12 protein-coding genes are annotated in these 16,711 nt (G+C 44.0%); all 12 read right to left on the bottom strand.

Annotated features, from left to right (window positions below):
- Positions 1-851: 851 nt before the first annotated feature.
- Positions 852-1,604, bottom strand: coding sequence for a YwmB family TATA-box binding protein (locus G519_RS0113110; protein ID WP_029195084.1), 753 nt, complete (start codon positions 1,602-1,604; stop codon positions 852-854).
- 553 nt (positions 1,605-2,157) lie between these two features.
- The gene (locus G519_RS0113105; RefSeq protein ID WP_127527615.1) at positions 2,158-2,391 is read right to left on the bottom strand and encodes a hypothetical protein; all 234 of its coding nucleotides are present in this window, start codon (positions 2,389-2,391) and stop codon (positions 2,158-2,160) included.
- Entirely contained in the window at positions 2,372-2,524 is a 153-nt protein-coding gene (locus G519_RS50175) for a hypothetical protein (RefSeq protein ID WP_154669570.1), read from the bottom strand. The genes G519_RS0113105 and G519_RS50175 overlap by 20 nt, the downstream gene beginning before the upstream one ends.
- Before the next feature lie 12 nt (positions 2,525-2,536).
- Complete coding sequence (locus tag G519_RS0113095) at positions 2,537-3,370, bottom strand: ATP-dependent DNA ligase (RefSeq protein WP_029195082.1); 834 nt, start codon at positions 3,368-3,370, stop codon at positions 2,537-2,539.
- Positions 3,371-3,781: 411 nt separating this feature from the next.
- A complete protein-coding gene (locus tag G519_RS0113090; RefSeq protein WP_244280103.1) occupies positions 3,782-4,153 on the bottom strand; it encodes a NucA/NucB deoxyribonuclease domain-containing protein in 372 nt (123 codons plus the stop codon).
- A gap of 98 nt (positions 4,154-4,251) precedes the next feature.
- A complete protein-coding gene (locus G519_RS0113085) occupies positions 4,252-4,644 on the bottom strand; it encodes a hypothetical protein (protein ID WP_029195080.1) in 393 nt (130 codons plus the stop codon).
- Positions 4,625-4,858 carry a hypothetical protein gene (locus tag G519_RS0113080; RefSeq protein WP_029195079.1) on the bottom strand — a complete coding sequence of 78 codons (234 nt, stop codon included), beginning with the start codon at positions 4,856-4,858 and terminating at the stop codon, positions 4,625-4,627. The genes G519_RS0113085 and G519_RS0113080 overlap by 20 nt, the downstream gene beginning before the upstream one ends.
- 403 nt (positions 4,859-5,261) lie before the next feature.
- A complete protein-coding gene (locus G519_RS0113075; protein WP_029195078.1) occupies positions 5,262-6,374 on the bottom strand; it encodes an RNA-guided endonuclease InsQ/TnpB family protein in 1,113 nt (370 codons plus the stop codon).
- A 362-nt stretch (positions 6,375-6,736) separates the two neighbouring features.
- Complete coding sequence (locus tag G519_RS0113070) at positions 6,737-7,117, bottom strand: hypothetical protein (protein WP_029195077.1); 381 nt, start codon at positions 7,115-7,117, stop codon at positions 6,737-6,739.
- Between the two features lie 103 nt (positions 7,118-7,220).
- Positions 7,221-7,673, bottom strand: a complete 453-nt coding sequence (locus G519_RS0113065; RefSeq protein ID WP_029195076.1) for a DUF4258 domain-containing protein — start codon at positions 7,671-7,673, stop codon at positions 7,221-7,223.
- Between the two features lie 390 nt (positions 7,674-8,063).
- The gene (locus G519_RS0113060) at positions 8,064-9,116 is read right to left on the bottom strand and encodes a hypothetical protein (protein WP_029195075.1); all 1,053 of its coding nucleotides are present in this window, start codon (positions 9,114-9,116) and stop codon (positions 8,064-8,066) included.
- Between the two features lie 274 nt (positions 9,117-9,390).
- Positions 9,391-16,704, bottom strand: coding sequence for a CARDB domain-containing protein (locus G519_RS0113055; protein ID WP_029195074.1), 7,314 nt, complete (start codon positions 16,702-16,704; stop codon positions 9,391-9,393).
- Between the last annotated feature and the right edge of the window lie 7 nt (positions 16,705-16,711).

Here is a 16,711-nt window from a genome sequence, read left to right as displayed (position 1 = left end):
TTACCGAAGCAGCGAGAAGTAATATACCATACTCATTTTTATTGTGCAACTAGTTTTTTTCTAGTTACTTTCATCAGCCTATCTTGCGGCCGGAGTGATAATATAACATGGATTACAATTACATAGCAATGTTTTATTCTTCCAATTACAAAAAAGTTTTTAAGGTTGATTCTTACCTACTCTTATAACATCTCCCTACTAATAGATCCTTATAACAAAAAAAACACCTGCTGCTTAAGCACGTGTTCATTATAACTCATCAATTTGAAAACAATCGTCAAACCGATTAATGTTTATTAATCCGAAAACAGAGGCATTATAATTTTGTTCACTATATTAGAAGCTTCTCTTCAAAAAGCGCTAAGTAACTTATTCGGCTGCTTTAGTTTCCATTGTACATTCATGAACCACATAACTGTTGACAATGGCAGCTACAAACGTTGCCCGGTTGTTTCGAAAGAATTGAAATAAAATACGAGCTTTCGGAGGATTCTGCAATTAGACTAGGGATAATCGGCTTTTTTATCGTTGTCAAATTCCCACTCCATGGAGTATATTCAGATACCGTTTATTACCCGTTTTTGCCCACATCAGAAAACAATAGCGATTATTTATAATAACGGGATTATTGGATGGAAGAATCGGCTTCTTTTGATTGGCTTTCTTCAACATGTTAAGATCACCTCCTTACTTACTCCTGTATTTGTTATTCAGTTGTATTTATTACTCATTCTAACCAATCTATTAATCTATTAATCTATTAAACATGAGATAACTATTAATTTTGATCTCACCCGAATCTCGAAGCAAACAAAAAGGAACAGCATTAACTGCACCTTCATACTGTATTTTCAATATTCCATTGTTATGATCGGAGTACCTACGGTTAGTCGCAACTTGCCAGTCGTAGACTCTTGATGCAAAGCAATCTGCAGATTCACCTCTTGGTTACCACTCTTAATAGAAGATTGGAACTCTCCAGAAGCTAGTGAAGCACTTACCGTGTTCTGATCCTTGTAGCTTTCTACGGTTTTACCTTTAAAAGCTAGAGCTATAGCATTTACCAGCTTTATGGAGCTCTCTTGACTAGACTGTTCTTGCTCATTTACATAACCTTGCACCATAACATTCCATTGACCATTTATACCGAGCTTCTTCAATTGTTCACTTGCTTGTTCCTGCCACTTGATCAACTCCGACTGTTCGGCTTCATGAGAAGCGTCTAATCGCAAGACGACATAGCAGGCCGATTGTCCTTGTGGACTTGCAACTATTACGGTGACGGCTGCTCCGGGTACAACCTCAGCTTTCGTTTTATATGTCGGATGTGAATTGGATTCACTCAACACTTCTGCCTGAGGAATTCCAAAAGCTCGGGACAGTTTCTTCCCAGTTTGTAGCATATCCTGAGCTACACCACCGCAGGTTCCGTAATTGCTTGTATATTTGAAGGTGATTTGATTCTCACTCGTCATATACGGTCTAACTGTGTTCAATAACTGAAATGCTTCTTGCTCGCCTTGTGCATCAGCATGACGAACCCACCCAAAAATAATGCTTATAATGGACATACAAATGATCGATAATAACCAAGATTTCTGCATATAAAAAAGCACCTCTTTACTAGAATCTTCAACTCTAGTAAAAGGATGCCCATATCTAGCAAATTTTAAACTGAGGAGGTTTTCTCAAGCTCTTTTTCTCGTCGTACGATTTCTTCCATAGAAGTGTTAAGTGCGGCCTGCGGGCCAGGGAAGTAGTTTTTATAATAAGCTAAGTCCATTCTCCTGCAATCACTCTCGCCGGTCCTTCGCCGTGTCGTACAGCTTTAACCTGGTTGCTCGTTTAAGGGGATTCCGGCTCTTTTTCAAGTACATATTCAACGCTTGTGCGAATCGCCGGCTGCGAAGCCATCCGAGCTCAATTTATCTTCGCCTCAACGTCGGATAAAAACTAGTGTGTCTGGCCATCCCGTTCCCTCCTCTCGTTTATATAACCATCATACATTCTGGATTTCAGAGTAGTGAATTCCGCTCCCTATAAAAATAAAAAGACCAATAGCTGGAGGTCCTATGCAATTGCACACTAGACAGTGGCATTAAGCGGGCCACCGGACAAAGCGAAAGCCCGAGGGAAAGCATCCCCGGGCTTTTATTTTTATTCTATAACATCAGAGCAAAACGCAAACACCATCGACATGACTTCTCTTTCGTAATCATCTTTCACATAAAAGCAATGACGTTTCCAGTCTAGAAGCCGTAGAGCCCCATCAATATCTCCAGCAATTGCATCATTAAAAGCGGCCTCAACCTGTTCCAAAGAAGGGATTCGTTGATGTTTACGGTGAAATCCAATGATTCTCGATAACTCACTACTCTTGTACTTCATCAATCAAATAGTACGCCTCCATATTTGTATCAAAAACAACTATTCGGTCGGTTACGTCATAATCCATATCATTCACATCTAAATGACTCAGCGTTTTCTCCTCGCCTGTCTCCTTATGCTTAACTCGGTATTCCATAAAAGTCATCCCCTAAACAATAAATTCCTCAAAGACTGGAAGCCGCATCGCTCCAGACTTATACCAATCCCTATATTTAACTTTGCAGCGCACCACAGGCTTTATATATACGTAATCCTTGCTCTCACCACTTTTAAATGAACGAAATACTGGCCACATTGATTCACGAGCAGATTGGGTTATACCAAGCTCCATAGTGCCGATCGGGCGGATACGTTCCCCATTTTGATAGCCGAGCAGCCAAGAACTTTCCTTCTTGCTGTAACCGGTTATGTAGACCTCTGCCTTTTGGTAGTTAATAACTTTTTGCCATGACCAGGAGCGTACTCCCTTTTCGTATCTCGAGTCTTTTTTCTTAATCACAATACCTTCAAGACCATGCTGGCATACGATTTTATAGAAGTCCTTTGCGCTGCCTTTAATCGGCCGAACAATTCTATAATGCTCCGTCTCCTGAAGTATCTCTTCAAGCAGCTGCTTGCGTCGCTCTAATGGCAATCCAGTCACGTCTATGCCGCAGTGGTACAAGATGTCAAAAGCCATGAATACGACTGGCTTTCGCTTCTTACTGGATCGGAAACCTGCATTTGTCTCTTCGAAGTCCGCTCGCCCTTGCTCATCAAGGACAACGATCTCTCCATCAAGAATAGTCCCTTTCGGAATTGGTGGATTGTGGAGTTCCGGATATTTTGCTGTTGCATTCGTGTTCTTTGTGTATAGGTTAATCTCTTCCATATTTGATACAATCAACCGAATGCCATCCCACTTTAGTTCGGCAAATGTGGAAATACCATCAAACGGTTCATTGTTTTTGGCATATTGGAGAAGCATTGGAGGAATAAACATTATCTTCATCACCCATAATAATGGTACACCTTAGAACTATCTGTGACTAATGGGATTTGAAGGAAGCAAGGAGCCCTATAAATGAAGAAATTAATAACCCCCAGTTCTTTTGTTTGTTTGAGCATAGCAACCGCCATTACATTTCCAGTGTACTACGCTCTTAAAAGAAGATAAATTGCAATAGGTGAATAAGCTCGGATAGCATTATTGTCCCTGGGCTTACTTGGAATCAACTCGAATTCAGGTAGTAAGGATTATGTATTACACAAATCTGACGATTGTACTGATGAAAGGCTAAATAGATAGATCACTACGCTAACGAAATAATAAAAGAAGAAGGCAGCCCAACTATAATTGGACCAGTTGCCTTCTTCTTATCGGTCAGGATAATATAGAAACAATTTCGGGATTTTATTTCACAATGATCTCTACTCTAGTTCCATCCGGGTATTTTTCAAGTTGATTTGAGATCCATGAGCCAGCGCCACGGTTGTCGGCTGGTGTGACGTACATAATATCAGCCCCTGCACCACCCTCTGCGCACATTGCCATTGGCCATTCGTCGCGGTCATATCCCTTCTTCGTTGGTACACCCTTAAGCGATAAATCTCGGTTATGATCTGCCCCGTCCCTATTGATTGTACAAATGTTTGATTCTCCATGTTCTATGGCGGACTTGATATGGGCTCCTGTTTCCGGATAACGTTCCTTCGGGAAGACGAGTGTCACTACTGAACCGTTTTGAACGGTTGTTTTGCTCTCGAAGATCCCAGATTGAGTCAAATATGATGCTGTAGAAATGAGCACCACTAGCACGAATAACCAAAATAATTTCTTTATGGTTCCATCTCCATTTCTGCTTTAGTACTGAATACCATTACTCAATTTCTGCTTAGCTTTTGTACGACTTCTCTTAGATCCACTTGCCTTAATCGTTTGAATCGGAGCGGGTCCACCCCTTGCTTATTGCACACTTCATCATCTATAAATACCCGGTTGTATTTTTCGAACAGGACTTTAGGATTCTTCTTTGCAATTCGGTGAAGCTCCGCCTTTCTGGATGCCGCCCATCGCAGATAGTGATATCCGAAGAGTAAATACAAGGATATAACCATCAATGAAAAGCATATGGCGAATTCCACTCGCCCCTTGCTGCTGCCGTCTTGAATGTGCAGGATCAGGAACACAATGTTAGTTGCAAGGAGAGCCGCTACGATTGGATAGAGCGCCCACCCCCACGATCTGGTTGGAGGCTTAAACAGCGGCGGGCTCAAGAACGCGCATCTCCTCTTCAGTGAATCCCAAGTTCAGCGCGGCGAGTTTGAATGCGTGAGGATCAACGTGTTGCGCAAGGACCTTGGATAATCGTTCGCACTCTTCCCGAGCAACTCTCTTTTCCTCCGGTCTTCCGAAATTCAACTTAGCCAGCACCACACTCATTTTCGTTAGTAAAATACCTGTTTCCATTTGATCAATACCTCTAAGCATAATGATTCCTCCTGACAGGTTAATTTTTTATATGGTCCCATTGTTCGATAATTTCTTGTGGAATGGAGCCAGCTTCGACGAGTACCGATAATAGCCGGCGCGCGTGTGCTAGAATCGCTTGTCGCTGCTCCAGACTATCTGAAAGCTGGATAGATGTGTTCAATTCCTTCAGGGCATCTATGATCAGATCATTCCATCAAATCTCCCTCTCACCAAATTGAAATTTGAAAAACTGTCTTTCTACATCTTACCGTTGCCAAGAACATATATTTCTATAAATCCCTGTTTGCTTCCTGCTTCATTGTGTCCGCTTTGGCCAGAGCTACTAGCGTTTGGTATAACACTCCACAAGGCGTTAATTCGGATACAACGAATCCTACATATTGGCGGAGACTTTCACGTGTCAGACCGCCAATTTCGATAAGTTGATCGCCGCATTCATGTCACGGTCAATCCTCAACCCGCAAACACATTCGTAGGTGCGCTCAGATAGTTTTAATTCGGCCTTTATTCGCCCGCAACACGAACACAATTTAGATGATGGAAAGAACCTGCTTGCTTGGATAAATCGTGCACCAATCTTTTCACATTTATATTTCATTTGTCGTACAAACTCATACAGCTTTTGCTCTGCAATCGCTTTGCTTATGTGGCGGTTCTTCATAAGCCCACTCACATTCAATTCTTCCATCACAATGACGCATGGCTTGGTTTTCGCGATTGCACTCGTTGCCTGGTGAATGTAATTGGTACGAATGTTCGTCAGTCGCCGGTGAAGCAAACGAATGGATGTTTCAACCTTTACAATGTTGCCTGTCTTGACGAAACGGCTTCCCTCCATGTTCATTTCGTATTTGCGAGAAACCTTACGCTGCAACCTACGCAAGCGTTTTTGCGCATTTCTTACGGTAATAGACTTGTTTATGTTTATGAACACCATGCCGTTACTGCATACAGCGAGATCTTTAATGCCTACATCAATTCCAATGACCCCACCTAACAGCTCTTTCTTCTCCTGCCCCTGCTCTATACCGACTGTTACATACCAATACTTCCCATCAAATGAAACTCGCGGATTGCTGTACTTGTCATGCTTGGGAAGGTCTTCACTCGTTTGCACCCAACCGATCTTCTCCAGATAAATGAGGCACCCGTTCACCTTAAAGCGATCATACCTGCTGTAAAAAGACGGTTTTGACCGTTTCCTGCATTTAAATTTCGGCTTCCCAGATTTGCCCCTAAACATCTTTATGTAGGCACCACATGCATCTTTGACGGCCTGCTTTGTCGTCTGTGCTGAAACTTCATTGAGCCACGCATATTGTTCCGTCTGCTTCAACTTTGTCAGTTCTTTCCGCAGCACGGCATCGGAAAGGAACTTCCCTCCGTATGCGTAGTTTTCTTCCTGTCGGGCAAGCGTCCAATTATACGCCCAACGAGACACACCGGCACAACGCCATAGCTTTTGTTCTTGTTCTGGAGTCGGTCTAATTCTTACTTTTTTTGCTAAAATCAACTTACATACACTCCTCAAACTCCGCTGTCCTTTTACTGATGTCGAATACTTGTTTCTATTATACGAAGAGCCACATTACCTAGCAATTTTACTACCATTATAAAGATTAATGCTGATCAAAATGCAAAGAAGCGCCTGAACAGATGTCAGGCGCTTGCTTGTTTGGATGTTGCCATTTCAAACTCGATATATACTGTCCGAGCTTATGTAGTTGAGAACTGATTATTTCCCGCTCTTCCTTCGTTTCTGCCAGCTCATCATCTCTACTCCATTCATGATGTAAAGGGTTTGGGTATGTTTAGATTAACAACTTCCCGGATGAGTAAAAAAAAGAAGCCGGGTAACCGGAGGTTCCCAACTTCCTAGGCAATTGCTTCCCCGTATAACAATGTGTTAAACGAGACTTTCTCCGGAAGAGGCATGGCAGCTGGGCGGTTGATTCGCTCACTGACAATCTCCTCGACGATACTTTCTACTTCCGCGGCCAGACCAACGCTGATCGTCGTGTTGCCGCATTTACTGCAAACTTGTGCCGGGAATTCCGTCACTTTGATTTCTTTTTGTTCATCGCCGATTCTGAATAACATACTCTCCGTCACTGTATTCGGAATCAACTCATGCTCTTCGTGGCATTGAAAGCAATACCCTTTCGAGGAAGTCGGCTCGGGCTGATCTCGTTCCACAAGTCCTTTTATGTAATCGGTAGTGGTTTTTCCACGCATGATGGCCTTTAGCTTTAACATGCGAATTTCCTCCTTACTCCATATGCTGAAATCCGGTATTGGGTATAACGCAGTCATGTTCCATCGTCCTTTCCGAACAATATCGTTACACCCATTTTACCCTTCAATCTCTTGCATCGCAAAAACAATTTCGACGCATGTAACCATTCGCCCACTTATATTCATGGGATCTTGGATCATACTCCGTCACGATAGTCCAGATATCAGGATTTTTGTCGCTGAATCCACAAACCACATGCATTGGACGAAACGTTTTCGGCCCCACTTTCAGATTGTACATGATCAAGATGGTCCGTTCTTTTGTTTCCTTGTTGTAGCCAGATTCAATAGCCCAACCATTCTCAACTGCTTCTCTGATCTCACTAATCGAAAAAGACCGCTCGAATTGACGGCGATCACCGTGTCTGCTCTTAATGAGAGCATTCACGTTTTGCTTCAAGACTGCCTGAAATTTTTCAAGACGATCTTGAGCATCACTCAAAAATTTCTCTTGGTGCTCATTGTGGTTCTTCGCCTTCTGAGCACATAATTCTGGACATGAGCATGTTACCCTCATCCCTTATACACCTCCTTTTGGACGCAAAAAAGCCTACCTAAAGGAGCTTCGTCTTCCTAAAAAGGACAGACTTAGGCACCTATAGGTAGGCGTTTTGGCCAGTTAATGAATCTAGCAACGGTACTCCATGGGCCGCTTGGCAGGAGCAAATAAAAAAGAAAAAGTATGCCTATATTTTAAGCTATCATTCGATAGATTGGTAGAGTCATAAAGCTCATTTGAAGTAAAAAAAAACGGATTGCCTCGGCAACCCACTCCACTTATTTGAAGTCATCAAAGTTCTTTTTGTCGTTCCAATTGTCCATGAGAATAATTACCGTTGTAATGTTCCTCTTCAATGTGATTACCTATTGCTTTAATTATATTTGACTCCGATTTGAGCCAGTAAAGTTACGCATGGGTAACTTGCTGCTCCGCAAACCGAATCCGGTCCGGGTGCAACTCTCCTATGCAGCTTTCCCCGGTATACGAATCCTGGATATAAGCGACATGGGAATTCCCTTTCCCCCACTCCTCGTAAAGTAATGGGCCGAAGAACTCTTCATGCTCATCGGTGAGCATATCGAAGTCAGATTGGTAAGTTTGAAGATACACCCTCGTTCTGATCCCGAGTTCAGGTATCGGAAACATCGTCTCTAGGGATAGCATGAGACTCATCGTGATCTCATCGGAGAGACTTCGCATAACATCGAGCGTACGGAAAATATGATTTTTAAATTCGGATTCGTGTTCTCCAAGCAAGATGTCCTTGTCCGGCTCAATGATCAGCATAAATTGCTGAGGATTATCAAGACGACAGATTTGTGCCCAAAAGCTCCACATGGCCAGTACCATCGCAGCAGCTTTCTCATATACCGATACACCCGCAGGGATGATGAATTTCCGACCTTCGGGCGTCACATGCCACTTTACTTTGCAAGTGTCATTGATGGCATGAAGCAGCACTTCTTTGGCACTTGAATTGCCCATCGATTCGAATATTCGGTGATATCCATGTGTCGGGCCTTCCATATGAGCTCGGTATGATACGGCCGGCACATACTCACGGAAATTGAATCCCCCCTTGCCTTGTGCAGTAAGATCAAAATATGTAGCTGGGAAAATGCCTCGACGGTCACGAAAGTATTGGTTTGGATCATGCGCTGCGGGCAAGTCCGGTTTCTCTTCGAGCCAGGCAATCGAATCATCGGTTTCTGTAGGATAGCTCTCTCCGCTCAGATCAGATGTGATCCAGAAAACCACTTTATCATCGTACAGATGAATGTTCCGAGCAACCTTACTGACAATGTTCTTGCGGGCTGACTTTTCCTTGTCGCCCAAAAAGGCGATTGTCGCATAGTCCGGATTCATCCAGTCCCAACGAATCGGAGTATTGGCTTGGTGTCCTTCTAGTACGCAACCCATAATCATTTCTCTTTCCAACTGGGTGTTCCTATATTCCATCTTAATCCTCCTCCAAAATAAAAAAACACCGGTAGGCATGGTTCTCCCATACGCTAACGGTGCTTCCGAGCGCTCTTTAGTGATTTGTCTTACCCCTATTATATTCATTTTTGATTCAGGAGATCAATGGATCAGCGTCGTTTCGATGGAGACGGTATTATATGTCGGATTCTCATATCAATTTACCGCCACATCCAACTCTATTCTACCTACCGTTCTAATGGACAAAGGTAAGACTGACACTAAAAAAGAGGAGCTGTGCTCCTCCTTGTTTCTAGTATTTCCGGTGGAATCGGAAGTAGTCGTTCCAATCACCTGCGATATTGATAGTAACAGTCGTCGTTTTTTGGACTCCGTTAGAGTACGCCACGGTGAAGGTGAAATTATAAGGCCCATCACCCAGCGTCTCTAAGCCTACCGAGGCATTGTCTGCTCCGATATATCCGGTCCAGTTCAAGACGGTCACTTTCGAAAGACTCGTGCTTCCGATACCCGTCGCGACAACACTAATGCTCGTTGCGACCGTACTGCTCGTTCCTGTATCAGTTGGAATGCCAACAAGATCAAACTGTTCGCCTGCCCAGAAGGTTTGAATGCTCCTTAAACTTCCGGGGTTAGCTGCATTGTATGCTTGTCGGTTCGCTTCCCACTGAGTCGTATGATTGACTTGTCCCATAACCCCCAGCTGGCCGACAACAATGTTATGCGTTACCGTACTGGATAATCCGTAAGGGTCAATCGCCGTCAACGTAACTCTGTAGGTGCCGGGTTGATTGACGGTATCGCTACCAAAAATCGATGTGTTTTGCGTAAAGGCTGTTTTGCTGTACCCGCCCGGTCCCGTAATGGTCCAAATGTACGCCAAAGCATCCCCATCTGGGTCGGTCGAAAGATTCGTAATCGTGATCGTATCGCCTTCCCAAGCTGGTTGCGGATTCCAATTGAATTCAGCGGTCGGCGGACGGTCGATGTAGAGCCATGTCTGAGCCGACCAGTTGGACCACACATATCCGTCATGAACTCTTACCCTGACTCTTAACTTCTGGCCAGCTGGCAAATCGGTAGGAGCTATCCATGATGCGGTTGTGTCCGTAGTGTTTTGCGGTGTTATCCCCGAATCAAGCACAACAACGGTATTTGCTTCGTTAGTGACTTCGATCTGGAAGAAACTGAAAATCGTTCCCGCATCCGTATCCGTTTGGCTCCACTTGAAAGTTGGCTTCGTTGTGCTAAAAATTGTTGGAGCTGCTTGCGTTCCGGCCGGATCGATCATGGTGGCTGTCGGAGGACTATTCGTTGTCATCCAGCCGATATTACTCCAATCGGACCAAACATTATTTTCATTCATGACGCGGAGCTGAACTTTCAACTTCGATCCTCTTGGAGCATCTACGTTCATTATCCAGCTATCTGACAATTTGGTTCGATCAGCTATGGGAACGCTAATATCAGCACTAGCAACGATAGTTGCACCATCCTCTGCCCAGACACGAACTTGCTGATAAGCAATCTTTCCTGTATCATCGTCCTTTTGGTTCCAGGTAATTGTTGGACGCAAATCAGTTACAGGTGTCGGGTTATCATAAGTTCCTGTTGGGTACGTCAGCTGAACCGTTGGTGGTCTGCGACTGCCTAAGTACCCATCATTTGACCAAGCAGACCAAGTGGTTTCATCCTTAACTCTAACTTTAATATGCCACTTATCGGTCAAATTTCCTACGATGCTTGTTGCCAAGTAACTGTACATTTCAGCTTTGGTACTAAATGTTTTTACACCTTGGCTCCTATCGTACTCAACTTCACTCCCCCACCAATCCTTTGTTACCTGGCCAATATATACCTCATAAGCGGTATAGGTCGTATCAGGGTCAATGTCCGATTGATTCCAAGTGATCGTTGGATTAGTTCCTACTGGAAAAAAGTCCGGCGTGTCCTTCGATCCCGTTGGGAAAGTCAAAACTGCCTTCGGCGGGTTATTTGGTTTTAGACCAACATCAATTGTATTTGTTTCCGGCCATGACCAAGCGCCAAATTCGTCTTTAACCTGTAACCCAATCGTGTACGTACCAGAATCATTAACCTTGTCCAATTTCGTTTCAGACATTGTTCCGTCCGGAGCAATGAACCAATATTTTCTCTCTACAATTCCTCTGCTCGTTTCATATCCCGGCTCAATATGCCCGGTTGGAACGTTGTATCTGTCCGGATCGAAGCTTGTGTCTGTCCAAGTCACCGATCCGTTTGTTTCCATCACGAGACTGAACTGCGCGACCGGACGCCGATGGACAATAATGCTCTTCTTGAACGAATTAGAATTTTTTCTGTAGGCATCAAAAGTCATGTTTGGAAATTTGTACTGAGGTATCGGATACGGATCATCTTTTGCTCTCAGTGAAACATCCCACTTCCCTACCCGGTCAAATGTCGGCATCCCCGAAGTGTAGCTTTGGCCGCTCAGTGGAGATACGCCGCCATTATCAATGAACATCGGTGTATGAACATAATTCCAGCTGAATGAACCAGCAATAGGGTCTTTCTCCGGATCATCGAAAATGACGTTATCATACTTTAGTTCCGCTTTTCCGGTTTGATCATCCAGGATCGCGTAATCAGCATTCCAGAGATCTGCTTCGGCGTATGGCTTCATGGTCATCCCTGAGTAATTCACGAATGACTTATTCGAGAATGGCCCGAATTTCCCGCTGACCGCATACGTATTATCTACGATATCAGCGAAGTAATTGACCTTGTTAATCCAAACGTTGAACGTGTTACCGACTGTCCGGATCTTCACGCTGTAGCCCTTGCTGTCCTGGATGTTGTATGCGGAAGTTGAGATAACTGTCCTTACGCCATTCACATATTTGGCCAGGTAGGTATTTGCTCCATCAAACTCCAAGGCGTAACGATTCAAGCCATCCTGCATCCGGAACGAAAATCCAAAAAGTTCCGTATCGATTTTAACTTGCTCGGTCTTGAAGTTGAACATGATTTCTGCATCTGTGGCTGTTGGTCCGGACAAAAACTGTCCGTATTGATATCTCGGTGTAATCGCTGGGGCTTCTGCTACCGGCCCCTTGTCAATCCAATATACGGTATCCCCATATGGTGGGCTGTTGTATCCAGTAGCCCAGCTATGGTACATCCATGCGCTCAGAATCAAGCCATCGCCCATGTACTCTTGGAAGCCTTTTTGATTTACAGTTTCAACTGCACTCGAAGCAAATCCGACACTTCCACTAAGAATCCGTGTTGATCCTCCGGTATTAACATCGGTACACTGGTTATAAATGTTGGCAGCGCAATTTCCTCCACCGACATAATTACCAGCACCATCAACGTGCATGGCGGTTGACATCCCGGTAACAACCGGACCTCCCCATCCCCAAACTGCTCCACTTGTCATGTCAATGGTATTATTGACAATGCTTCTGCTATCTCCCCAGGAGCCGCCAACTGTGTAGAGTGTCTTGGTCACAATGGTATTATTGAGTGAATTGACAATCATCGTATTGATGTTGTCTGCCCAATCATACGTCCAAGCAGCGCTGAAATATAAGGAGTTACCCCCCGTTCTCGCTCTCCAAACTATTTTGTAGTCTTTATCGTACTTGGCCACGTAGATTCCTAATGCAAGTTCAGGATATGCCCGCATGTTATATTCGGAATAACCCCTCATCGCACTTCCATCTGGTGCGTTGCAAATCTTTTCCTCATAAAAGTAAGTGTTGCCATCCCGATCTTTATATGGGGTGCTCGTTTGATTGAATCTACAAGAGGTATCAACATACTTTTTAGGATCATAACTTCTTGGCGTACTGGTATACGGCCATTGTACATATTTCGCTTCATACGTCACTGGAACCCAAGGATTATTCCCGATAATTGCTCCGGTGTTTACAACGTTACCGTATTGGTCAACCTCTGCAAAACTATTGCCGAAATAACCGTTTGTTGAGTAATAACCATCACTATCAGAATAAAAAAGAAGATGATCATTTTTTGTAATTGTATCTTTGTTACCACCAGGAACGTCGAAGCAGCCAATCAATGAAGCGTCCTGGGCTTTGAACGAACATGCCATTGGTGATTGTGAGTAATAGACTCTTATCGATGTATAATCATCTGAGTCAGTATAATCATATTGCTTGACTGGTGTATTCTTAGTAAACAATAGATAAACAGTCTTTTCAGCAAATTTAAAATTTACTGAGCCATAATTTAATGACTCCTTGATAGTCACTTGTCCCTTTGGACTGCCGTATTCAGTAGTGTAAGGAACCGTCTTATTTTGTAATAACTTATCAGCCGGGATGTTACTATAATTGAGCGTATAATCGTATGGATTCCCATCCAACCATTTATGTTTATACGTTCCATAGGGAAAGCATCCACTACAACCGGTAGTCCAAACTAAGTCTAACTGATACCGGCCAATCTTATTTTTATTTAAGGCATAGAACGTATTGCCGGTAGAAGATTCGGAATATCCACTGCCAAGTTGGAAATACATATGAACCTTATCCGTTTCAATCGGCGTTCCCCCAGCAACAAAATTTCCCGGTTGGCCATCTGGACCAGGAACCAATAACGGTTGTGCATAGCTCGGGTCTGGGGATGTCATCCCCTTATAGATCGAAAGACCATTCTTACCAAAACCATTGTCATTAAACGGTGAACTATAAGCCGTTGCTCCCGCAAATCCATATGGGGTTGAAACTCGATTTGCAGAGGTGTACTGCCTTTCCTTTCCCTTACCAGCCCCGGACAGTAGTCCTTCGTTTTCATTCTGCCAATTATAGGTCGGGCTTTTGCTCAGAACACTATTGGTATTTGTTGCAAACAACGTCCAGAGCCTTAAAATATCCGAAGCTTTGTAGAGCTGCGGTGGATTCGGATCCGGATTCGGACTGTTCCCCGAAAGATCAAAGCTAACTTCCGGAGCTTGGTTGATTACGTCCATCACGCCGGATTCTGCTTCTGCCCAAGCGCCGTATTCTTCAATCGCGCGCAGCTTGAACTTGTATTTACCGACTTTCGTAGGATTAAACACATATTTTGTCAAAGTGCCTGTTACTGTTATCCAAGGCTCAGTAGCATCGGAGAAAACACCATCATTGTTTGCATCATTTCTTTGGTACCAGATCGTTTGCGTCAGATTATCGCCGTCCGGGCTGTAAGATTCATTCAGCACGTCATAGCCTTCGCCACGGATCCCCAATGTAGGGGCATTGATCTTAGCGATTGGCGGGTAATCCGGATGAACAATGATGTTACAACTACTCGAATTTTCAGAAGCCAAACCAGCTGAATCATAGACCTTATTCAAGGTTACTGTGACTGTGATATCGCTCATCGTGGTGTTCAAGTACGTTGATTGCTTGTTCGTCCACTCGTCTTTCGAGTGATCGATTGTTCGGCCCATTGGGCTTCGGCTTTTGTCGGCGTTAATGGCTGACGGTGCTAATGGTCTGTTTGACTTCATTTGTGCCGGAGCTTCACAAGCTGCAATCGGATTAGGCTTTACGACATTGATCGTAGCCGATCTCCAACCGCTTTGTGCGCCCCTTGTATCCGTCAATTTCATTTTCACGGTATGGACACCTAAAACATCGGCCTTGATATTACTAAATCTTTCGTCGTGTTCGTTAAATCCGTAGCCATCCCTGTCATCACCCAATTTTTGAATCCATGGGTCCGAACTACCGGCAAAATTCCATGTTGGGAAAAATCCATCGCCTTCCGGATCGTAAGGTTCTTCTGGGGTCTTGAACTTGTCCTTGATAATACCCAGATCGATATAGTTATCTACGACAATTTCATCTATGGCAGGAAAGTTATTCGTATTACCCCTAGCAAACCAACCAGGAGAACCGAAAGGTGGGTTGTTATTTGCTGCGACTGTGATCGTGAAGCTCTTTGGCCCGACAACCTTTGTCGTTCCGCAAGTCGAAACAATTTTCATCGTGACGTTTACAGATCCTTCACCCATTCCCCCAGGATACGGAGGCCCGGAGAAGCCTTGGGTCGTCGCTGACGATTTGGCTCCAACGTAATCCCGAATGATGCCGTCTTGCTCGAAAATGAATCCGAATTGGCTGATTGCACATGACGTTCCACCGCTGGAACCACCTACACTAACGCCAACCGGGTACATCGTGTTGCTCTGACCGTAGGGCATCGTCAGCTTTTCAATCGTGAAATCACCCGTAATAAACGGATCCAAGGGAACAGCCGCGCAGCTGAGTTTCGGGACCACAGTCACCGACTTACTGTTATCATCCGTCTTGTTTTCCCCTGTGACAGTATCGACGAACACAGCTACGTTATAAAGGGAAGTCCCTGCAAACGTCTTAGTGAACGTTTCGGTCTTACTGCCCCCAGCTGCAAGTCCAGTGTAGTCAAAAGTTTTGAACGTGGCTCCGTCAATTACAACTTTCGCCTGAAATGGTGTCGTGATATCTGTTCCACCCGTGTTTGAAAAAGTAAATGAAAAGGATGATGCCGCATTAACTTCAACGCATGAAGGAGCCGATACGTCAGAAACTACAAGGTTCGGCGCGTTTGGCGGGTCCTCGTAATAAACAGTTACCTTGTCGTCGTATTGGTATGTCTTACCGGCCAGATCGACGATGAAAGCTGCATAGTAAGTAATGACCTTCGCACCAGCAGCAGGTAAATCTCTGGATGATTCATAGGAACTATTAAAGTTAGTAAATCTCTGTTGGAAGGTTACTCTATACTCCCCTGCATCATTCTTGTTAGGTGTAACGTTTATACCACTAATTATGCCAGGTTTTGGATAACCTTCGTGATATGAATCAGGTCCAGTTATCGGACCTTGTAAATTTTCATTTACTTCTGCATAGGTCGCGATGACATCAGTTACTGCCGAATCAGGAATTTTTACCCCGTTCAACTTAAAATCTTGATCTTTTCTCGCTCCCAAACTTAATGCACCTAGTTTTGAAAAAGCTGGATCCGTAGTAGAACATCCAGGAAGTGTCGGCATCGAGTATCCATTGATCGATTCCGTAGAAGCACTAGAAGTATTTCTGTAGGTCGCAGGACCATAGTCATCCGGACCACAGCTTATCTTCACGATATTTCCGTCTATATCCGGTACATCAGCGTACCAGTTTCGACCTTGGGAACCACCTGGGCTATAACGATACCAAGCATAATAACCTTTTGTTCCCGATGCATTACCAATGGATGTTACATCTTGAACGGTCCCTGAAATATCATTCAATTCCCCTTCATAATAATTAACACCGATTGCTTTAGGCGGTGTGATGTCCTGGCTACCTTGCATGATTTTAGTTATTACCTTTCCATTTGGAACAGTAACATTTATTGTAGCACCGGACATTTTTGGATAGGATGAATAATACTTATTATCCGATCCAGGACTAGCTCCTCCGTATTTCCACATTACAATAGGAGTTGTCATGGATTCCGGTGTAGCTGCAAAAACCTTGTTGAGCCATTCACCAAAAAACAATGTGGTTGGAGAATTGAAAAACATTACGATAAGCATAAACACACTTATCAATCTCGCACGTTTTCTGGTCTTATTTAAGCGCAAACAGATC

Source organism: Paenibacillus alginolyticus DSM 5050 = NBRC 15375, from assembly GCF_000422905.1.
GTDB classification, from domain to species: domain Bacteria; phylum Bacillota; class Bacilli; order Paenibacillales; family NBRC-103111; genus Paenibacillus_E; species Paenibacillus_E alginolyticus.
Note: the sequence above shows the minus strand (reverse complement) of the source record. Positions and strands in the feature narration are given on the sequence as shown.